Origin of the sequence: Serratia marcescens, from assembly GCF_029846115.1 — a bacterium.
Taxonomy (GTDB): domain Bacteria; phylum Pseudomonadota; class Gammaproteobacteria; order Enterobacterales; family Enterobacteriaceae; genus Serratia; species Serratia marcescens_L.
The window spans coordinates 921,732-942,766 of record NZ_JARVZZ010000001.1 but is presented as its reverse complement, the minus strand read 5'-3'; the positions used below and the strand labels follow the sequence as shown (position 1 = coordinate 942,766).

Genomic DNA, 21,035 nt, shown 5'->3' with positions numbered 1-21,035 from the left:
TACTCTCTGTTTGAACCCTGGCAGCCCCAACCGGGATCGGAGCCTGAAGAACTGTGTGGGGCGCGGCGAACCCGCGCCCCTGCGTTGTTAGTACAGCGCTTTACCTGAACTGTCTTTTACGTTGGTTTTCCAGGCCGCGCGCACCTGCTCAACCACTTCTGTCGGCAGGGTGGCGTAATCCAGCTCGTTCGCCTGCTTGGCGCCGGTTTTGTAAGCCCAGTCGAAGAACTTCAGCACTTCGGCGCCCTGAGCAGGGTTTTTCTGCTCTTTGTGCACCAGGATGAAGGTGGTGGAGGTGATTGGCCACACGTTGTCGCCTTTCTGGTCAGTCAGATCCTGAGCGAAGGTCTTGCTCCAATCCACGCCTTTGGCCGCGTTGCTGAAGCTCTCTTCGGTCGGGCTGACCGGTTTGCCGTCGGCGGAAACCAGCTTGGTGTAAGCCAGGTTGTTCTGCTTGGCGTAAGCGTATTCTACGTAGCCGATAGAGCCTGGCAGACGCTGAACGAAGGCGGCGATGCCGTCGTTGCCTTTGCCGCCCAGACCGGTCGGCCAGTTAACGGTAGAACCGGCGCCAATCTTCTCTTTCCACTGCGCGTTGGCCTTGGACAGGTAGCTGGTGAACACGAACGAGGTGCCGGAACCGTCGGCGCGGCGCACCACGGCGATGTTCTGGTCAGGCAGTTTCACGCCTGGGTTCAGCTTGGTGATAGCCGGGTCGTTCCATTTTTTGACGTTGCCCAGGTAGATATCGCCCAGGGTTTTACCGTCCAGAGTCAGTTCGCCGGATTTGATGCCCGGGATATTCACGGCCAGCACCACGCCGCCGATCACGGTCGGGAACTGGAACAGACCGTCGGCCGCCAGCTTGTCGTCAGACAGCGGGGCATCGGAGGCGCCAAAGTCAACGGTGTTGGCCACGATTTGCTTCACGCCGCCAGAGGAGCCGATGCCCTGATAGTTAACTTTGTTGCCGGTTTCTTTCTGATAAGAATCTGCCCACTTGGCGTAAACCGGAGCGGGGAATGTCGCACCTGCACCGGTCAGGCTGGCAGCAGCGAACGCGGACACGGCGGTCAGGGAGAAGGTCGCTGCCACAATACTGGCGACGGTGGTACGCATCAGTTTCATAATCCCTCCTAATGGGATACTTAAAATCGACTTCGAGTCGTTTTAATCAGAGTAAGTATTGCTGCAGGAGGGAAAATAGGACAGTTTGGTGACAGAAAAATGTACGCAATATGACAGTTATATTACAGTGTATTTGATGAGTAATGATTTATATAAAAATCAATTCGTTAAATTAAAAACAGCGCAATTGCCAAGCAATAAAAAAACCGTTTTGGCGCGGCCTATCCGCTTGAATATGACAACGTTTATCCCTGAATAGGCGCCGCAGTCATCTTTCGCGTTGCTCATGAAAAAAGCCGGCGCTAAGGCCGGCTTTTGCAGTTTACCTGCGGCAGATTACTCTACGGTGACAGACTTCGCCAGGTTGCGCGGCTGGTCAACGTCGGTGCCTTTGATCAGCGCCACGTGGTAAGACAGCAGCTGCAACGGCACGGTGTAGAAGATCGGCGCCACGATTTCCTCGACGTGTGGCAGAGGAATGATGGTCATGCCTTCGCTGCTGACGAAACCGGCGTCCTGATCGGCGAACACGTACAGCTGGCCGCCGCGCGCGCGCACTTCTTCAATGTTGGACTTCAGCTTTTCCAGCAGTTCATTGTTCGGCGCCACCACGATCACCGGCATATCGGCGTCGATCAGCGCCAGCGGGCCGTGTTTCAGCTCGCCCGCCGCATAAGCTTCGGCGTGAATATAGGAGATCTCTTTCAGCTTCAGCGCCCCTTCCATGGCGATCGGATACTGATCGCCGCGGCCGAGGAACAGCGCATGGTGCTTGTCGGAAAACCCTTCCGCCAGCGCTTCGATCTCTTTATCCATCGACAGCATCTGCTCGATGCGCGCCGGCAGCGCCTGCAGGCCGTGCACGATCTCCTGCTCCACGCTTTCCGCCATGCCTTTCAGACGGCCCAGACGTGCCACCAGCATCAACAGCACGGTGAGCTGCGTGGTGAAGGCTTTGGTCGAAGCTACGCCGATTTCCGTGCCGGCCTTGGTCATCAACGCCAGATCGGATTCGCGCACCAGCGAAGAACCCGCCACGTTACAAACGGCCAGCGAACCGAGATAACCCAGCTCTTTGGACAGGCGCAGCGCCGCTAATGTGTCGGCGGTTTCGCCGGATTGCGACAAGGTGATGATCAGGCTGCCTGGACGCACCGCCGATTTGCGGTAACGGAATTCGGACGCGATCTCGACATCGCATGGCACGCCGGCCAACGCTTCAAACCAGTAGCGCGCCACCATACCTGAGTGGTAAGAAGTGCCACAGGCGATAATCTGCACGTGCTGCACCTTGGCCAACAGCTCATCGGCACGCGGGCCCAGCTCGCTCAGGTTGATTTGGCCATGGCTGAAACGCCCTTCCAGGGTGTTTTTCAGCGCCAGCGGCTGTTCGTAGATCTCTTTTTGCATGTAGTGACGGTAAGCGCCCTTGTCGCCGGCGTCATACTGCACCTGGGATTCGATCTCAGGGCGCTCGATGGCGTTGCCCTGCTTGTCGAAGATGTTGACGGTGCGGCGAGTCACTTCCACCACGTCGCCTTCTTCCAGGAAGATGAAGCGGCGGGTGACCGGCAGCAGCGCCAGCTGATCGGAAGCGATGAAGTTTTCCCCGACGCCGCGGCCGATAACCAACGGGCTGCCGGAGCGCGCAGCGACCAATACGCTCGGATCGCGGCTGTCCATCACCACGGTGCCGTAGGCGCCGCGCAGCTGTGGGATCACGCGCTGAACCACTTCCAGCAGCGTACCGCCTTGCAGTTGTTCCCAGTGCACCAGGTGCGCAATCACTTCGGTGTCGGTTTCGGAGCTGAAGCGATAACCGCGTTCGATCAGCAGTTCGCGCAGCGGTTCGTGGTTTTCGATGATGCCGTTATGCACTACGGTAATGTAGTCGGAAACATGCGGGTGCGCGTTCGCCTCGGTCGGTTCACCGTGCGTTGCCCAGCGGGTGTGAGCGATGCCGGTACCGCCGTGTAGATCGGTTTGCTCCGCCGCTTCGGCCAGTTTTTGTACCTTGCCTACGCGGCGCAGGCGACTGACGTTGCCTTTCTCGTCGACCACCGCCAGACCGGCGGAGTCATAACCGCGGTACTCGAGACGACGTAAACCTTCCAACAGGATTTCTGCGATATCACGTTGCGCTACTGCGCCTACAATTCCACACATCAGTTATATTCCTAATGAACGCCCTTCATGGGCGCTTTCGATGCCTTGACCTGATTTTTGCCGGTTTTTACCGTGCGTCCCCCGAGCCTGTAGATGGTGGGGTTATTATGTTTTGTATTGGGCTCGTGAACGGAGCCCAACGCAAAACACACTATGACTTCTTCTTCACCGGACGTTGCCAGCCCTGAATGTGCACCTGCTTGACGCGGCTCAGCACCAATTCGTTCTCGGCGATATCGCGCGTCACCGTGGTGCCGGCGGCGATGGTGGAGCCTTTGCCGACTGACACCGGCGCCACCAGCTGAGTATCGGAACCGACGAATACGCCGTCGCCGATCAGCGTCTTGTGCTTGTTGGCGCCATCGTAGTTGCAGGTGATGGTGCCGGCGCCGATATTCACGTCATCGCCGATTTCGGCATCGCCCAGGTAGCTGAGGTGGCCGGCCTTGGAGCCTTTGCCCAGACGCGCTTTTTTCATTTCCACGAAGTTGCCGACGTGGGCCCCTGCCGCCAGCTCCGCGCCTGGGCGCAGGCGGGCGAACGGCCCCACGGTGCAGTCGGCCTCCAGCACGCTGTCTTCCAGCACGCTGTAAGGGCTGATCTCGCAGTCATCGCCAATCACGCAGTTTTTCAGCACGCAGCCGGCGCCGATTTTCACTCGGTCGCCCAGCTTGACGTGACCTTCGATAATCACATTCGCATCAATAGTGATGTCGCGGCCGTGAACAAGTTCCCCGCGCAGATCGAAACGCGCCGGATCCAGCAACATCACGCCGGCCAACAACAGCTTTTCAGACTGTTCCGACTGGAAGACGCGCTCCAGGGTCGCCAGCTGCAGGCGGTTGTTTACGCCTTCCACTTCACTCAGGCGCGACGGGTGCACAGCCTCGATTTTTTTGCCGTCGGCATGGGCCAACGCAATGATATCGGTGATGTAAAACTCGCCCTGTGCGTTGTCGTTATTCAACATCCCCAGCCAGCGCTTCAGATCGCGCCCGTTCGCCACCAGGATGCCGGTATTGATTTCGTTAATCTGGCGCTGCGCCTCGCTGGCATCCTTGTGTTCGACGATGCCCACCACGTTGCCCTGCTCGCGCACGATACGGCCGTAACCGCTCGGATCGTCCAACTTGACCGTCAGCAGACCAATGCCACCCTGCGGCTTGGCCGCCAGCAGGCGTTGCAACGTATCTACGGAGATCAACGGCACGTCGCCGTATAACATCAGCACGTCTTCATCGTCGGCAAAGTGCGGCGCAGCCTGCTGCATTGCATGACCGGTACCCAGTTGCTCGGCCTGCAGCACCCAGTTCAGCGCGCCGTCAGTCAGCGTGCTTTTCAACAAATCGCCGCCGTGGCCGTATACCAGGTGAACATGTTGCGCGCCCAGTTTCATCGCGGCATCAATGACGTGCTGCACCATCGGCTTGCCGGCCAAAGGATGCAACACTTTGGGAAGATCGGAATACATGCGCGTACCCTTGCCTGCGGCGAGGATGACCACGCTCATTGCGCTGTTCGACATAAGCAACCTGATAACTCCATTTTGATAGACGAAAGTAAAACCGTTTAGCGACGATATTACTACATATTTCTCATCACGAACCCGGCGCAGGCCGCGCGGCTCTTGGCCTGCCGCCACCATGGCCGATTCGGCTTCAGGACGAAAAAACTGTCGGCGTTCGGCGACGTTTCCTTCCCAATATCAGGGGTTATACACCACACCGCCCGCCGGGCTGAAATGCTTATTTTAAAGTAAAAAAAAAGCGACCCTATAGGCCGCTTTCTTAAAGTTGGGTGCAGAACACCCAAACATTACATCGCTTTTCTGGTGAGCTCGATAACGCGCAGTTTTGCGATCGCTTTCGCCAGTTCAGCGGATGCCTGAGCATAGTCGACATCGCCATGAGAGCTGCGAATGTGTTCTTCAGCTTTACGCTTAGCTTCCAACGCTCTCGCTTCGTCGAGGTCAGTACCACGGATAGCAGTGTCCGCCAGCACGGTAACCACGCTCGGCTGCACCTCAAGGATGCCGCCGGACAGGTAGATGAACTCTTCTTCACCGTGCTGCTTAACAATACGCACCATGCCAGGCTTGATGGCAGTCAGCAGCGGCGCATGGCCAGGGAAGATCCCCAGTTCACCTTCGCTGCCTGTCACCTGGATCTTCTGCACCAGGCCGGAAAACATCTGTTTTTCCGCGCTGACTACATCCAGATGGTAAGTCATAGCCATATCACCCTCCTCTCAAGGCGTTACAGTTTCTTGGCTTTTTCCACTGCTTCTTCAATGGTGCCAACCATGTAGAACGCCTGCTCCGGCAGGTGGTCATAGTCGCCGTCCATAATGCCTTTGAAACCACGGATGGTGTCTTTCAGCGATACGAACTTGCCCGGAGAACCGGTGAAGACTTCTGCCACGAAGAACGGCTGAGACAGGAAACGTTGGATCTTACGCGCACGGGATACGACCAGTTTGTCTTCTTCAGACAGCTCGTCCATACCCAGGATCGCGATGATATCTTTCAGTTCCTGGTAGCGTTGCAGAATGGACTGCACGCCACGCGCTACGTCGTAGTGCTCCTGGCCAACAACCAGCGGATCCAGCTGACGGCTGGTGGAATCCAGCGGGTCAACGGCCGGGTAGATACCCAGAGAAGCGATGTTACGGCTCAGTACCACGGTTGCGTCCAAGTGCGCAAAGGTGGTGGCTGGTGACGGGTCAGTCAAGTCATCCGCAGGAACGTAAACGGCCTGTACGGAAGTGATGGAACCGGTCTTGGTCGAGGTGATACGTTCTTGCAGAACGCCCATCTCTTCCGCCAGCGTTGGCTGATAACCTACCGCGGATGGCATACGGCCCAGAAGTGCGGACACTTCGGTACCGGCCAGGGTGTAACGGTAGATGTTGTCAACGAACAGCAGAACGTCACGGCCTTCGTCACGGAATTTCTCCGCCATGGTCAGACCGGTCAGCGCAACGCGCAGACGGTTACCTGGTGGCTCGTTCATCTGGCCGTAAACCAGGGATACTTTGTCCAGAACGTTGGAGTCGGTCATTTCGTGGTAGAAGTCGTTACCCTCACGAGTACGCTCGCCCACGCCCGCAAACACGGAATAACCGGAGTGCTCGATCGCGATGTTACGGATCAGCTCCATCATGTTTACGGTTTTACCTACGCCCGCACCGCCGAACAGACCGACTTTACCGCCCTTGGCGAACGGACAAATCAGGTCCATTACCTTGATACCGGTTTCCAGCAGTTCCTGGGAGCTGGACAGCTCTTCGTAGCTCGGCGCCGCGCGGTGAATCGCCCAACGCTCTTCTTCGCCGATGTCGCCTTTCATGTCGATCGGTTGACCCAATACGTTCATGATACGGCCCAGGGTAGCTTTACCCACCGGCACTTCAATCGGGTGGTCCAGGTTGTTCACTTTCAGACCGCGACGCAGACCGTCGGAGGTCCCCATTGCGATACAGCGAACCACGCCACCGCCCAGCTGTTGCTGAACTTCCAACACCAGTTTTTCGGTGCCGTTTTCTACCTCAAGGGCGTCGTACACTTTTGGTACGGCATCCTGAGGGAACTCGACGTCCACCACGGCGCCGATTACCTGGATAATCTTTCCAGTAGCCATCTTGAATCCTCTACGTAATTCGTAAACCTAGCTTAAACCGCGGAGGCTCCCGAAACGATCTCGGTGAGTTCCTGAGTGATGCTGGCCTGACGCGCCTTGTTGTATACCAACTGCAGCTCTTTGATCAGGCTACCGCCGTTATCGGTTGCGGCTTTCATCGCGACCATTCGTGCGGCCTGCTCGCTGGCCAGGTTTTCCACGACGCCCTGATAAACCTGCGACTCCACATAGCGGCGCAGCAAGGTATCAAGCAGCACTTTTGGATCGGGTTCATACAGGTAATCCCAAGGCGTTTTCTTCAGCTCTTCGTCATCGGCTGGCGGTAACGGCAGCAGCTGAAGCACCTGCGGCTCTTGGGACATCGTATTAACAAATTTGTTGCTGACAATGTACAGCTTGTCCAAACGACCTTCGTCGTAGGCCTGCAGCATCACTTTCACCGGCCCGATAAGATCCGACAGGGAAGGTTTGTCCCCCATGCCGGTCACTTGGGCAACCACGTTGCCGCCCACGGAGCCAAAGAAAGAGGCCGCTTTAGAGCCAATCAGCGCCAAATCGGTTTCGACGCCTTTTTCGGACCAGGCTTTCATCTCCGCCAGCAGCTTTTTGAACAGGTTGATGTTCAAGCCGCCGCAGAGACCACGGTCAGTAGACACCACCAGATACCCGACGCGCTTAACGTCACGCTCATCCAGGTACGGGTGCTTGTACTCCAGATTCCCTAACGCAAGGTGACCAATCACTTTGCGCATGGTCTCTGCATAAGGACGGCTGGCCGCCATGCGATCCTGCGATTTACGCATTTTGGAGGCGGCGACCATTTCCATCGCTTTAGTGATCTTTTGCGTGTTTTGCACGCTAGCGATCTTACTACGTATCTCTTTTGCGCCGGCCATCTCTGCTTCTCCTCAGTGCCAGACGGCCTGCTGTCTTTCAACAGCAGGACCGTTCGGCGTTACCAGGACTGGGTTTTCTTGAAGGTCTCGAGGATGTCTTTCAACTTGCCCTCGATCTCGTCATTGAAGTTGCCAGTTTGGTTGATGTGGTTCAGCAGCTCGGCGTGCTCGCGGTCCGCATAGGCGACCAGCGCGGCTTCGAAGCTCACCACTTTGGCGACTTCGACGTCGTTCAGGTAACCGCGTTCTGCGGCAAACAGCACCAGAGACTGTTGTGCGACCGACATCGGCGCATACTGTTTCTGTTTCAGCAGCTCGGTCACTTTCTGACCGTGGCTCAGCTGTTTGCGGGTCGCGTCGTCCAGATCGGAGGCGAACTGGGAGAACGCAGCCAGTTCACGATACTGCGCCAGCGCGGTACGGATACCACCGGACAGTTTCTTCATGATCTTGGTCTGCGCGGCGCCACCAACACGGGATACGGAGATACCCGGGTTAACTGCCGGACGAATACCGGAGTTGAACAGGTTGGATTCCAGGAAGATCTGACCATCGGTAATCGAGATTACGTTGGTCGGAACGAACGCGGAAACGTCACCCGCCTGGGTTTCAATGATCGGCAGTGCGGTCAGTGAACCAGTTTGGCCTTTAACTTCACCTTTGGTGAAGGCTTCAACGTATTCGGCGTTAACGCGCGCTGCACGCTCCAGCAAACGGGAGTGCAGGTAGAATACGTCGCCTGGGTAAGCTTCACGACCTGGCGGACGACGAAGCAGCAGGGAAATCTGGCGGTAAGCAACGGCCTGTTTGGACAGGTCATCGTACACGATCAGCGCATCTTCACCGCGGTCACGGAAGTATTCGCCCATTGCGCAACCGGCGTATGGCGCCAGGTATTGCAGTGCAGCGGATTCGGAAGCGGTCGCCACCACCACGATGGTGTTGGCCAGTGCGCCGTGCTCTTCCAGTTTGCGCACCACGTTAGCGATGGTGGACGCTTTCTGGCCGATAGCCACGTAAACGCATTTGATGCCGGAGTCGCGTTGGTTGATGATCGCATCGATCGCCAGCGCGGTTTTACCGGTCTGACGGTCACCGATCACCAGCTCACGCTGGCCACGGCCGATTGGAATCATGGCGTCAACGGATTTGTAGCCAGTCTGAACCGGCTGATCAACGGACTGACGCTCGATAACGCCTGGCGCGATAGCTTCTACCGGAGAGAAACCGTCGTTCTCAATCGGGCCTTTGCCGTCGATTGGCGCGCCCAGGGTGTTAACTACGCGGCCCAGCAGACCACGACCGACTGGAACTTCCAGGATACGGCCGGTACATTTAACCTTCATGCCTTCGGCCAGATCCGCGTACGGACCCATAACCACGGCACCGACGGAGTCGCGCTCCAGGTTCAATGCGATTGCGTAACGGTTGCCTGGCAGCGCGATCATTTCGCCCTGCATAACTTCGGCCAAGCCGTGTACGCGGATGATCCCGTCGCTGACGGAAACGATAGTACCTTCATTGTGAGCTTCGCTCACTACATTGAACTGAGCAATGCGCTGCTTGATCAGTTCGCTGATTTCGGTGGAATTCAGTTGCATGCTCCAGTCCCCTTAAGACTGCAAGACGTCTGTCAGGCGTTCAAGACGACCGCGAACGCTGCCATCAATCACCATATCGCCGGCGCGAACAACGATGCCGGCCAGTACAGACTTGTCAATTTTGCAATTCAGCTTAACTTTGCGTGACAGACGTTTTTCCATCGCAGCGGCGATTTTCGCCTGCTGTTCGTCGCTCAGCGCGCTCGCAGAGAGCACTTCGACTTCGACGGTGGATTCCAGCGAGGCGCGCAGTTCGATGAACTGCTGCAGCACGGCAGGAAGAACCAGTAAACGTCCATTTTCGGCCATTACACGGATAAAGTTCTGGCCATGTTCGTCGAGCCGATCGCCACAAACCGCGATGAACGTCTTGGACAGCGTTTCTGGCGCAACTGCGCCAGACAGCAGTTCAGAAATCTGTTCATTGCGAGTGACTTCAGCAGTAAACGCCAGCATTTCCTGCCAGCGCTCTACGCTTTGGTGCTCAACGGCAAAGTCAAAAGCTGCTTTGGCGTAGGGGCGAGCTACAGTTACAAATTCAGACATCAGCCCCTCCCTCCTTACAGTTCAGCGACCAGTTTATCAACGATGTCGCTGTTAGCAGCTTCATCCACGGAACGTTCGATGATCTTCTCGGCGCCGGCAATTGCCAGCATCGCGACTTGCTTACGCAACTCTTCACGAGCGCGCTTACGTTCGGCTTCGATCTCAGCCTGAGCCTGCGCCACGATTTTGTTACGTTCCTGCTCGGCTTCGGCTTTCGCTTCATCCATGATCTGAGCTTTGCGTTTGTTCGCTTGCTCGATGATCACCTGAGCTTCTGCTTTAGCAGTTTTCAGCTGGTCGGTCGCATTGGCTTGCGCTAAGTCCAGATCTTTTTTGGCACGCTCTGCAGAAGCGAGGCCGTCAGCGATTTCTTTCTGACGTTTCTCGATGGCAGCCATGATCGGCGGCCATACGTACTTCATGCAGAACCAGACAAACAGAACGAACGCGATGGCCTGGCCGAGGATTGTTGCGTTAAGATTCACAGCACAATGCCTCTTTAAAAGTTAATAGTTTGGTTACGTCGTAGAGGGTTGCTCTACTTACGCGACGGCGAACATCACGTACAGACCCAGACCTACAGCGATCATCGGGATGGCGTCGACCAGACCCATAACGATAAAGAACTGTGTACGCAGCAGAGGAATCAGGTCAGGCTGACGAGCAGCGCCTTCCAAGAATTTACCACCCAGGATGCCGATACCGATCGCAGCACCGATTGCCGCTAAACCCATCATCACAGCGGCAGCCATGTACAGCAGATCCATACTCAGGTTTTCCATGACAGTCTCCAGTTTGTTTCAGTTTAAAAGTGCAAGTGTTTTAAGAAAATCAGTGCTCTTCAGACGCCATCGACAGATAGACGATCGTCAGAACCATGAAAATAAAGGCTTGAAGCGTAATGATCAGGATGTGGAAGATAGCCCAAGGCAAGCTCAGGACCCACTGTGACCACCACGGCAACAGGCCGGCAATCAGGATGAAGATCAACTCACCCGCATACATGTTGCCGAACAGTCGCAGACCCAGTGAAACAGGTTTGGACAGCAGGCTGACACCTTCAAGAATCAGGTTGATAGGAATGAATACAGGGTGGTTGAACGGCTGCATGGTCAACTCTTTAACGAACCCGCCAACGCCTTTCATTTTGATGCTATAGAACAGAATCAGGATAAACACGCCCAGCGCCATAGACAGCGTGACGTTCACGTCAGCGGTAGGCACGACGCGCAGCGCAGGCAGACCGAGAACGTGGGTGCCGAGATAAGGCAGGAAGTCAACCGGGATAAGGTCCATCAGGTTCATCAGGAACACCCAGACAAACACGGTCAGTGCCAACGGCGCAATCACCTTGCTCTTGCCGTGGTACATGTCGCGCACGCTGCTGTCGACGAAACCGACCACCAGCTCCACGGCGGTTTGCAGTTTACCCGGCACGCCGCTGGTGGCGTTTTTGGCCACTTTACGGAAGATCACCAGGAAGAGCGCCCCGAGGACGACGGAGAAAAACATCGAGTCGAGGTTAATCGACCAAAACCCAGTCCCGACCTGAAGCTGCGTCAGGTGGTGACCGATATACTCCTGTGGAGTCAAGACTTCTCCTGCAGACATGATGCCTCTTACCCTTATTTAGTTAAGTTCGGTAACTGTTAATCACGGCTGGTGCCACTATCTGCACCACTAACACCGCTAAATAGGTCAGGCCAAGCGGTATAAACTCCGCCTTGAACACCCCCAGCGCCACGATCAGCAAAACGATGGTGATCACGACCTTTAGCCCCTCGCCGATGGCGAACGACCAGGCAACCCTACCGGGCGCCGGCGTTTGCGCCTGGTGGCGCAAGGCAAACAGCATAAACATTGCACTCGGCAACCAGGCGGCGAGACCGCCTGCCAGCGCCGAAGCGCTCCATTCCGGGCTTTTCAGCCAGAAAGCAACGCTGATCAGAACAAAAGTCATTAACTGCAAAAACAGCAGTTTGCGTGCGACTTTCCCGCTGTAAAGGGACACAGACATGACGTTTGTTCTCTCCGTACCCCTGAGGGGGTATGCTGAGTGACGTATACAACTGTTTTTGCTGTCCTGAGTCAAGCAGCAAAAAACGAGCAAATTATACGGGGCATACCAACGAATTCAATCGATAAGTAGCGAAAAGGTGAACAATTATTTAAATTTCCCTATTCCAGCCTATTTTCACAAGAAAACGGTCGGAATAATAGGGCGCATTTAATTGTCTGATTATTCCAGCGTTGCGTTTAGAAACGCGAAGCCGATCACAGTAATGTCCCTTCCTGATTTATAGCCGATGGTCAACCAAACCGTCTTTAGCAATTTGAGCGATCAAAAGATTATATAAATCAAAACATTATCAGTTAACTGTTCAAAAACAATCCGTATACCCGATGAAAACCTTTTATTGACAAGCAGCGGGGCAATATTCCAACAGCCAATTAACATTAGCAGCAAACGCCAATCTTTCGCACATGATTGCTAACGTGACTATTTCCAAATGCAATTACTCTATTGTCGCTAATTAGCCGCGCTTTTTGTGTTAATAGGAAGTAAATTAACTAAAAAAAGCGACCAACTAATTAGCCTGCTTATCTTTCTGATTGGTACCGCCTTTAATTCACGCTTGTTTGATCAAAAGCAAACTCAGTTTGCCTTAAGAATCACCAGATGGCGTTCGCCTTCCAGTTCAGGCACCTGCAACCGCACGATAGACTCCAGGCTAACGCCTGCCGGCAGCTGCGTCAGCTCTTCATCCGGGCGCACGCCTTTCAACGCGTAAAAACGCCCCTGCCCTTTCGCTGGCAGGTGATGACACCAGGACAGCATATCCTGCAGCGAAGCGAACGCGCGGCTGATCACGCCATCGAACGGCGGCTCGGCCGGAAAGGCTTCGACGCGGCTCTGCACCGGTTCGATATTGTTCAGACCCAGCTCATGCTGCACCTGGCGCAGGAAACGCACACGCTTGCCCAGGCTGTCGAGCAGCGTGAAATGTGCGTCCGGGCGCACGATCGCCAGCGGAATGCCCGGCAAGCCGGGGCCGGTGCCGACATCGATAAAACGCGAGCCCTGCAGATACGGGTTGACCACGATGCTGTCGAGGATGTGGCGCACCAGCATTTGTTGCGGATCGCGCACCGACGTGAGGTTATAAGCCTTGTTCCACTTATCCAGCATGCCGACATAGCCTAGCAGCTGCTGTTTCTGCTGATCGGGCAGCTCAATGCCTGCTGCAGCGAGCAGCGAGTCTAATTTTTTTTGCACAACGGATCCTCTGGCAGGCGCTGAACGACCAGCGGATGGTTAGCTGGCGCAATGAGGCGACTATGATAATTCAGGGCGCAAGTGATGTCAGCGGCCGTTTGGCTACGGGATGAACAAACGACCGCCTGGGTGCGAGATTTATGCGCTGCGGCGCAGCAGTCCCTGCTTTTTCAGCCAAATCAGCAAAATTGAGATCGCCGCCGGCGTAATGCCGGAAATGCGCGAAGCCTGGCCGATGGAGTTCGGTTTGTGATCGTTCAGCTTGGCGATCACTTCGTTCGACAGCCCCGAAACCTGACGGTAATCGAGATCCAACGGCAGCACGGTATTCTCGTTGCGCTGCTGTTTTTCGATCTCTTCCTGCTGGCGAGCGATGTAGCCTTCGTATTTGACCTGGATCTCGACCTGTTCGGCCGCTTGTACGTCGTCCAGCGGCGGCGCGAAAGCGTCGGTGCCGGTTAACTGCGCGTAATCCATCTCAGGGCGGCGCAGCAGCTCTTCGCCGTTCGCTTCACGCGACAACGGCGCTTTCAGCAGCGCATTGACCTGTTCGACGTTCTCGGCGTGCGGGTGCATCCAGATGTCGCGCAGGCGCTGACGTTCGCGTTCGATTCGCTCCAGCTTCTCGCTGTAACGCGCCCAACGGACGTCGTCCACCAGGCCCAGTTCACGGCCTTTTTCCGTCAGGCGGAGATCGGCGTTGTCTTCACGCAGCATCAGACGATACTCGGCGCGTGAGGTAAACATGCGGTATGGCTCTTTGGTGCCGAGGGTGCTGAGGTCGTCCACCAGCACGCCCAGATAAGCCTGATCGCGACGTGGCGCCCAGCCTTCCTGTTCGTCGGCGAAACGCCCGGCGTTCAGACCAGCCAGCAGGCCCTGCGCAGCGGCTTCTTCATACCCGGTAGTGCCGTTGATCTGGCCGGCGAAGAACAGCCCCTGAATGAATTTGCTTTCCAGCGTCGGCTTCAAATCGCGCGGATCGAAGAAATCGTACTCAATGGCGTAGCCAGGGCGAATAATACGCGCGTTCTGCATGCCTTCCATCGAACGGACGATCTGCATCTGCACGTCGAACGGCAGGCTGGTGGAGATCCCGTTAGGGTAAATCTCGTTGCTGGTCAGGCCTTCCGGCTCGAGGAAGATCTGGTGCGCATTGCGATCGGCAAAGCGCATGACCTTGTCTTCGATCGACGGGCAATAACGTGGGCCGATCCCTTCGATGATCCCGGCATACATCGGGCTGCGATCGAGGTTATTGCGGATCACGTCATGGGTTTTTTCGTTGGTATGGGTGATGTAGCACGCCATTTGTTCCGGGTGTTGGCTGGCATCGCCCAGGAACGAGAATACCGGCACCGGCGTATCGCCGTGTTGTGGCGCCAGTACGCTGAAATCGATAGTGCGGGCGTCGATGCGCGGCGGTGTACCGGTTTTCAGGCGGTTAACGCGCAGCGGCAGTTCTCGTAAACGCTGCGACAGCGAGATCGAAGGAGGATCCCCGGCGCGGCCGCCGCTGTAATTTTCCAGACCGATATGGATCTTGCCGTCCAGGAAGGTGCCTACGGTCAATACTACCGCCTTGGCGCGGAATTTCAGGCCCATTTGGGTGACAGCGCCGACTACGCGATCGTTTTCGACGATCAGATCCTCAACGGGTTGTTGGAAGATCATCAGGTTGGGCTGGTTCTCCAACGCGGTACGGATCGCCTGGCGATACAGTACGCGATCCGCCTGAGCGCGCGTGGCGCGAACGGCTGGGCCCTTGCTGGCGTTTAGTATCCTAAACTGGATGCCGGCATGGTCGATCGCCGTCGCCATCAGGCCACCGAGTGCATCAATTTCCTTAACCAGATGCCCTTTACCAATACCACCAATCGCCGGATTGCAGGACATCTGTCCCAGCGTATCGATATTGTGTGTCAATAATAAAGTCTGACGTCCCATGCGTGCCGCGGCCATGGCGGCCTCGGTCCCTGCATGGCCACCACCGATGATGATGACGTCAAATTGATCTGGATAAAACATGGAACTGCACCTCGCCGTATTGCGAACGATCGTATTTGCCCTGGGGTGGGGGATTCTACTCAAGTTTAGACGATCGACCAAGTGGTCAGGATCGTCGGTAATTAAAAGAAGATCTTTTTTATTTAAAGATCTCTTTATTAGATCTCTTATTAGGATCGCGATCCTCTGTGGATAAGTGACTATTCACGATGAAGATCAGCAGATTAAGGAGGATCTTTTGCTGTGAATGATCGGTGATCCCGAGGCAGATAAGCTGGGATCTAAAAGGCTTGTTATGCACAGGACAAAAAGCGTACTACGGTTGTTATTGGGATAACTACGGCTTTTACCCTGCTTTTAAGTATAGTTATCCACAATCGTTCGCACGATCTTTAGGCGAATTAGAGTAAATTAATCCAGTTTTTTACCCATTCCTCGGCCGGATCCTCGGGAATTTCATGTTCGGTCACGTCGATCTCGAGACGATCGCCGATCCTTTTCGCGCCTCTGGTGATCAACAGATCGTCGATCTGTTTGATCGCACCGCAGAAGGTGTCGTATTCCGAACTGCCCAAACCGACGGCGCCGAACTGCACCTCGGAAAGATCCGGCTGTTGTTCGGCGATCTGCTCCAGCAACGGCTGAAGGTTATCCGGCAGTTCGCCGGCGCCGTGCGTGGAAGAGACCACCAGCCAGCGGCCGGTCAACGGCAACTCATCCAGTTCAGGGCCGTGCAGCATCTCGGTAGAGAAACCCGCGTCTTCCAGCTTTTCAGCCAAATGTTCAGCCACGTATTCGGCGCTGCCAAGCGTACTGCCACTGATCAGAGTAATGTCTGCCATGAACCAACGATCCCAACCTTCTCACTCAAAGTGGCTGCATTGTACGCTGTGAATCGGCTGGGATCTACCTGTGGATAATGTGGGTATGCAATTTGACGGGTTACGGCACGATGGTGCGCATAATGGGGTTCTGCAGCGAGATCAGCGTTTCGGTAGACTGGATCTCGTCGATGGTCTGGATCTTGTTGATAAGTACCTGTTGCAGCGCGTCGATCGATCGGCACATCACCTTAATAAAGACGCTGTAGTGGCCGGTGGTGTAATAGGCTTCCACCACTTCTTCCAGGCTTTCCAGCTTCTTCAGCGCCGAAGGGTAGTCCTTGGCGCTCTTTAATATGATGCCGATAAAGCAGCACACGTCGTAGCCCAACTGTTTGGGGCTGACGTCGATGCGCGCGCCGGTGATGATCCCGGCCTGTTTCATCTTCTCTACCCGCACATGAATGGTGCCGGGGCTGACGGCGAAGTTTTTCGCCAGTTCGGCGTACGGCGTGCGCGCGTTGTCCATCAGGGCGTTGAGGATGCCGCGATCGAGATTATCGATCTGATAAATTTCCGCCATTTAATCCCCCATTAATTAACGATTGTTGAATTCTGTCCGGGTAAAAATGAACGATTAAAAGTGAAAAGGCAATATTGATTAGTGGATATTGAATTGGCGTATCATTTTGTTGCTTAATCGATGGCAACAGAGACAGGTTTACAAGAGATACGGCAATGAAAAAACAGTTTATCCAAAAACAACAACAAATCAGCCAGGTCAAATCCTTCTTTTCCCGCCAGCTGGAGCAACAGCTCGGCCTGATCGAAGTGCAGGCGCCGATCCTCAGCCGTCTGGGTGACGGCACGCAGGATAACCTCTCCGGCAGCGAGAAAGCGGTGCAGGTTAAGGTCAAAACCCTGCCGGACGCCACCTTCGAAGTGGTGCATTCACTGGCGAAATGGAAACGTAAAACCCTGGGGAGCTACGATTTCGGCGCGGGCGAAGGCCTGTACACCCATATGAAGGCGCTGCGCCCGGATGAAGATCGCCTGACGCCTATCCACTCGGTGTACGTCGATCAGTGGGACTGGGAGCGGGTGATGGGCGACGGTGAGCGCAGCCTGGACTACCTGAAAAGCACCGTGCGCAGCATTTACGCCGCCATCAAGGCGACGGAGGCGGAAGTCAGCCGCGAGCATGGCCTGACCCCGTTCCTGCCGGAACAGATCCACTTTGTGCACAGCGAAACCCTGCTGCAGCGTTACCCGGATCTGGATGCCAAAGGGCGCGAGCGGGCGATCGCCAAAGAGCTGGGCGCAGTGTTCCTTATCGGCATCGGCGGCAAGCTGTCGCATGGCAAATCGCACGATGTACGGGCGCCAGATTATGATGACTGGACCACCCCGGCGGCGGATGGCCTGGCGGGCCTGAACGGCGATATCGTGGTGTGGAACCCGGTGCTGCAGGACGCTTTCGAGCTGTCTTCTATGGGCATCCGCGTCGACGCCGCCGCGCTGAAACATCAGCTGGCGCTGACCGGCGATGAAGAGCGCATGAAGCTGGAGTGGCACCAATCGCTGTTGCGCGGCGATATGCCGCAGACCATCGGCGGCGGTATCGGTCAGTCGCGCTTGGTGATGCTGTTGTTGCAACTGTCGCATATCGGCCAGGTGCAGTGCGGCGTGTGGTCGCCGGAAGTGCGCGGGGCGGTCGAAGGCCTGCTTTAACTGCCTAGCGCCGCCAGCGGCGCATCAAACGGCTTTTCAGCCCGGTATCGAAGCGCCAGATATGATCGAAGATGCGCATGATGCCGGGTTTGCCGTAGGCGGACATCGCCACCGCATGGAAACGCTGCTGGTGGCTTTGCTGCTGCTGTTTCACCTTCTTTATTACCTCCTCCGGCAACCGCTGGGCGATAAAATCGGAAATGATCACCGCATCGGCGTCGAACCAGCCGCTTTCCGCCATTTTGGTGACGGTGGCGTTCAGGCAGGCCGCCAGATCGGTGCCGCCGCGAAACTGCTGGCCGAGAAAGCGCACCGCCTGTTCGATGCCGCTGGCGGCGGTGAGCTCGTAATGCACGATCTGGTTGGCGAACAGCATGATGTAGCAACGGCGGTTGTCCGCCAGCGCAATGCGCAGCAGCGCCAGGCAAAACGCCTTGGCGCACTGTTCGTTGAAGCCGCCCATCGATCCTGAGGTGTCCACGCAGACGATAAACGGCCCGCGCGGCTGTTGATCCTGCTGCTGGTGGGTGACCTGGCGGATCAGGATCTGCTCCTGCCAGACGTCGCCCTGCAGACGGTAGCTCAGCAGCCGCTTTTCCAACAGGCGGCGATAAAACTCGAACTCCAGCTCTTCAATCCCCAGCGTCGCCAGCTCCGGCGGCAGCAGGCGCAGGATGTCGTCGCTCTGATGAATGCCATTTACTTCTTCCGGCAGCGTGGCCGGCACCTGCACCATGACCCTGAACGGTTCCGGCTGCGCGTCCTGTTGCTGCACCGCCTTGGCCTGATAGCTGCGGCCAAGCTGCTGCGCCAGCTTTTTCAGCTCCGGCTGCTGCTGCAAAAAGTTGCCGTACTCCACCAGCCGTTGGTAATCGCCGCGCTGCAGCTGGCCTTTGCTCATGTCCCACAGCCTGCCGGCGGCGGTGTCATTTTCCGACAGCAGCGGCTCCAGCGCGCCGCTCAGCGCCAGGCGCTCCTGCAGTTCCGCCATCAGCTGCTCGCGCTCCTGTTCCAGCAGCTGGTGGTGCAGCATGGTGGCCTGCAGCGTCAGGCTGATGCGCCAGCGCTGCAGGAACAGGGTTTGAAAGCTGTCGTCCAGCGGATGGTTGGGCAGATCGGCTGCGTCCACCAGCGCGCGCGCCTGTTCATAAAACGGCGAGACCAGCTGGCGCAGCAGCTCCATCGTGTCGTTGAGGTTGTGATAGAACTGGGTGTTGTTCTCCAGTTGGCACTGTTGGTAGCGGTAAAATTCCTGCGCCAGCGCCGGTGGCACCATAGCCTCCTGCAGACGCTCCTTGAGCTGCAGTTTCCAGCGTGGCAGATCGCGATCCAGTGCCCGGCGAAGGGCCGGAAACTTTTTAAAGAACACCGACAGCTGCGGCGCCGCCAGCATGCCGACGATCATTTCCTCGATCATCTCGCCTTCGGTGATCGCCAGCAGCAGATCGAGCGTCTCCAGACTGAGCATGGTTACTGGCCGCGCATTTGCTGCTGTTGCTGTTTAACCTGCTCTGCCACCTGCAGCAGACTGGCTTCTATCTTGGCCAGGCCGGCGGCGGGCGTGAACAGACAGGGCTGATGCTGGCTGAAGGCGCGACGCTGTTCCGCCAGGCGCTGGGCCAACGCGTCCATTTCATCCAGCAGCGCCTGCGGCGTGGCGGTGGCCTGTTTGCCCGGCAGCGCCAGCAGCGACGGTTGGCGGCTGACGTCCAGCACCGTCAGGTGCAGTTGGTCGTCGACCTCCAAATCGATCGGCTGCGCGAAGCCGATGCCGTTCAGTTTGGCGCGCACGTCGCCGCCTTTTTGCAGCCAGTTGTCCAGCACGCTGCTCTCGATACTCAGATGGTTGACCTGAATGTCATGCAGCTGCAGCGGTTTTTGCAACAGCAGAGTGAGAGTGCCGCCGGCGAACGGCGTGGCTGGCGCATATTGCGGTTTACGGCTGAACATGCCGCCCTTTTTCACCAGGCTGATGGCCTGCCGATCGCTTTGCTGCTGCTGGTCCTGTAGCCAGCGGGTGTGGATTTGTTGCAACTGGATCAGCATCGACTGCTGCTGATAGGCCGATTCGGTCAGCAGCTGATCGATCTGCTGTTGCAGCAGCTTCAGCGAGGTGAGATCGTGCCACAGGCAGTCTTTCAGCAGCATCAGATCGAGCGGAGCGATGGCGTCGCGCCCGCTGAAGAAGGCGCAGGCCTGCAGCAGACGCAGGGCCTTTTTCCAGCGTCGGTCGGAGACGTACGGCGCCTGTTCCAGCGCGTCCAGCCGCTGGCGCAGCTGGAAAATCAATTCAAAGCAGGCTTCCGGCAGCGCCACCTTGTCTATCTGCGGTTGCCACTGCAGAAACTCTTCGTCGCTGATGCTCAGCGCCGCCGGCACCGGGTTTTGGCTTTCACTCTGGCGGTTGACCAGCAGCGAGCGGAAATTCTGTTTATCCTGCACCTTGTCCAGCCACAGGCGGATCAGCATGCGGTCATACAGGGCTTCGAGGCTGTTGTCCGCTTCGGGCAGTTCGTTGGAGGCAGTAACCAGCAAGCGCAGCGGGATCGGTTCTTCGCTGTTGCCGTTGCGAAAGCGCCGTTCGTTGATCGCCGTCAGCAGGGTGTTGAGGATCGCCGGGCCGGCCTTCCAGATTTCGTCCAGAAACACGATCTCCGCTTCCGGCAGATAGCCGGCGGTCAGGCGCTGGTAGCGCCCTTCATCTTTCAGCGCCTGAATAGAGAGCGGGCCGAAGACCTCTTCCGGCGTGGAAAAACGCGTCATCAGATATTCAAAGGAGCGGGCGTTGCGGAAGGCAAACTTCAGCCGGCGCGCGATCAGGCTCTTGGCGATGCCGGGCGGGCCGAGCAGGAATACGCTTTCGCCGCTCAGCGCCGCCAGCAGGCACAGGCGGATCGCTTCTTGCCGCTCATAAAGACCGCTCTCCAGCGCGCTGCTGAGGCGGGAAATTCGTTCTGCCAGAAGGGAGGATGGCGTCATATAATTGTCGCATTGTCCGAGAGTTAGCCAATCTTGGTCGATAATCCGATGATAAACCACCATTATTTTTAGTGGTATAGCTTATTGATTAGTAATATTTTTCTAAGTTGTGCCGGATATCCGGTTCACATTTTGTTTATTTTTCGGCTCTGATATAAGGGTAGGCAAGCCGCATAAATGGTGCATACTGTGCGGCTTTCTGGTGGGCGTGACGGATCTTTGAGCCCGTATTTTGCCTGATGCGG

Annotated in this window: 19 protein-coding genes; 1 reads left to right on the top strand and 18 read right to left on the bottom strand. The window is 56.5% G+C overall.

What is annotated here, in order from left to right:
• Window positions 1–87: 87 nt before the first annotated feature.
• From pstS to asnC, 16 genes are all read right to left on the bottom strand, one after another.
• On the bottom strand, window positions 88–1,128 hold the full coding sequence (gene pstS, locus QDT79_RS04350; RefSeq protein ID WP_043140725.1) for a phosphate ABC transporter substrate-binding protein PstS: 1,041 nt from the start codon (window positions 1,126–1,128) through the stop codon (window positions 88–90).
• Window positions 1,129–1,464: 336 nt separating this feature from the next.
• Window positions 1,465–3,294 carry a glutamine--fructose-6-phosphate transaminase (isomerizing) gene (glmS, locus tag QDT79_RS04345; RefSeq protein ID WP_049200563.1) on the bottom strand — a complete coding sequence of 610 codons (1,830 nt, stop codon included), beginning with the start codon at window positions 3,292–3,294 and terminating at the stop codon, window positions 1,465–1,467.
• Window positions 3,295–3,445: 151 nt separating this feature from the next.
• Window positions 3,446–4,819: a bifunctional UDP-N-acetylglucosamine diphosphorylase/glucosamine-1-phosphate N-acetyltransferase GlmU gene (gene glmU, locus QDT79_RS04340; RefSeq protein ID WP_063989183.1), complete on the bottom strand. Its 1,374-nt coding sequence runs from the start codon at window positions 4,817–4,819 to the stop codon at window positions 3,446–3,448.
• A gap of 290 nt (window positions 4,820–5,109) precedes the next feature.
• The gene (locus QDT79_RS04335) at window positions 5,110–5,529 is read right to left on the bottom strand and encodes a F0F1 ATP synthase subunit epsilon (protein WP_004933814.1); all 420 of its coding nucleotides are present in this window, start codon (window positions 5,527–5,529) and stop codon (window positions 5,110–5,112) included.
• 20 nt (window positions 5,530–5,549) lie between these two features.
• On the bottom strand, window positions 5,550–6,932 hold the full coding sequence (gene atpD, locus QDT79_RS04330) for a F0F1 ATP synthase subunit beta (RefSeq protein ID WP_004933813.1): 1,383 nt from the start codon (window positions 6,930–6,932) through the stop codon (window positions 5,550–5,552).
• Between the two features lie 32 nt (window positions 6,933–6,964).
• Complete coding sequence (atpG, locus tag QDT79_RS04325; RefSeq protein WP_004933811.1) at window positions 6,965–7,828, bottom strand: F0F1 ATP synthase subunit gamma; 864 nt, start codon at window positions 7,826–7,828, stop codon at window positions 6,965–6,967.
• 59 nt (window positions 7,829–7,887) lie between these two features.
• Entirely contained in the window at window positions 7,888–9,429 is a 1,542-nt protein-coding gene (atpA, locus tag QDT79_RS04320; protein WP_004933808.1) for a F0F1 ATP synthase subunit alpha, read from the bottom strand.
• A 12-nt stretch (window positions 9,430–9,441) separates the two neighbouring features.
• The gene (gene atpH / locus QDT79_RS04315) at window positions 9,442–9,975 is read right to left on the bottom strand and encodes a F0F1 ATP synthase subunit delta (RefSeq protein ID WP_025304741.1); all 534 of its coding nucleotides are present in this window, start codon (window positions 9,973–9,975) and stop codon (window positions 9,442–9,444) included.
• 14 nt (window positions 9,976–9,989) lie between these two features.
• Window positions 9,990–10,460 (bottom strand): F0F1 ATP synthase subunit B, encoded by a 471-nt coding sequence (atpF, locus tag QDT79_RS04310; protein ID WP_004933804.1) that lies wholly within the window; start codon window positions 10,458–10,460, stop codon window positions 9,990–9,992.
• Between the two features lie 57 nt (window positions 10,461–10,517).
• Complete coding sequence (gene atpE, locus QDT79_RS04305; RefSeq protein WP_004093904.1) at window positions 10,518–10,757, bottom strand: F0F1 ATP synthase subunit C; 240 nt, start codon at window positions 10,755–10,757, stop codon at window positions 10,518–10,520.
• A gap of 49 nt (window positions 10,758–10,806) precedes the next feature.
• Window positions 10,807–11,586, bottom strand: a complete 780-nt coding sequence (gene atpB / locus QDT79_RS04300) for a F0F1 ATP synthase subunit A (RefSeq protein WP_025160299.1) — start codon at window positions 11,584–11,586, stop codon at window positions 10,807–10,809.
• Window positions 11,587–11,608: 22 nt separating this feature from the next.
• Window positions 11,609–11,992 carry a F0F1 ATP synthase subunit I gene (gene atpI / locus QDT79_RS04295; RefSeq protein ID WP_004933796.1) on the bottom strand — a complete coding sequence of 128 codons (384 nt, stop codon included), beginning with the start codon at window positions 11,990–11,992 and terminating at the stop codon, window positions 11,609–11,611.
• A 639-nt stretch (window positions 11,993–12,631) separates the two neighbouring features.
• A complete protein-coding gene (rsmG, locus tag QDT79_RS04290) occupies window positions 12,632–13,252 on the bottom strand; it encodes a 16S rRNA (guanine(527)-N(7))-methyltransferase RsmG (protein ID WP_308316225.1) in 621 nt (206 codons plus the stop codon).
• A 138-nt stretch (window positions 13,253–13,390) separates the two neighbouring features.
• Window positions 13,391–15,280, bottom strand: coding sequence for a tRNA uridine-5-carboxymethylaminomethyl(34) synthesis enzyme MnmG (mnmG, locus tag QDT79_RS04285; RefSeq protein WP_033631384.1), 1,890 nt, complete (start codon window positions 15,278–15,280; stop codon window positions 13,391–13,393).
• Between the two features lie 380 nt (window positions 15,281–15,660).
• The gene (gene mioC, locus QDT79_RS04280; RefSeq protein WP_107227542.1) at window positions 15,661–16,101 is read right to left on the bottom strand and encodes an FMN-binding protein MioC; all 441 of its coding nucleotides are present in this window, start codon (window positions 16,099–16,101) and stop codon (window positions 15,661–15,663) included.
• Between the two features lie 100 nt (window positions 16,102–16,201).
• Window positions 16,202–16,663 carry a transcriptional regulator AsnC gene (gene asnC / locus QDT79_RS04275; protein WP_004933786.1) on the bottom strand — a complete coding sequence of 154 codons (462 nt, stop codon included), beginning with the start codon at window positions 16,661–16,663 and terminating at the stop codon, window positions 16,202–16,204.
• Between the two features lie 155 nt (window positions 16,664–16,818).
• On the opposite strand from asnC, the gene asnA reads away from it, so the two are divergent.
• Window positions 16,819–17,811 carry an aspartate--ammonia ligase gene (asnA, locus tag QDT79_RS04270; RefSeq protein ID WP_041037361.1) on the top strand — a complete coding sequence of 331 codons (993 nt, stop codon included), beginning with the start codon at window positions 16,819–16,821 and terminating at the stop codon, window positions 17,809–17,811.
• Between the two features lie 4 nt (window positions 17,812–17,815).
• Here the strand turns inward: asnA and viaA are convergent, their stop codons facing one another.
• Both viaA and ravA read right to left on the bottom strand, forming a co-directional pair.
• Window positions 17,816–19,279, bottom strand: a complete 1,464-nt coding sequence (gene viaA / locus QDT79_RS04265; protein WP_063989186.1) for an ATPase RavA stimulator ViaA — start codon at window positions 19,277–19,279, stop codon at window positions 17,816–17,818.
• Between the two features lie 2 nt (window positions 19,280–19,281).
• Window positions 19,282–20,790: an ATPase RavA gene (gene ravA / locus QDT79_RS04260; protein WP_107227545.1), complete on the bottom strand. Its 1,509-nt coding sequence runs from the start codon at window positions 20,788–20,790 to the stop codon at window positions 19,282–19,284.
• Window positions 20,791–21,035 lie beyond the last annotated feature (245 nt).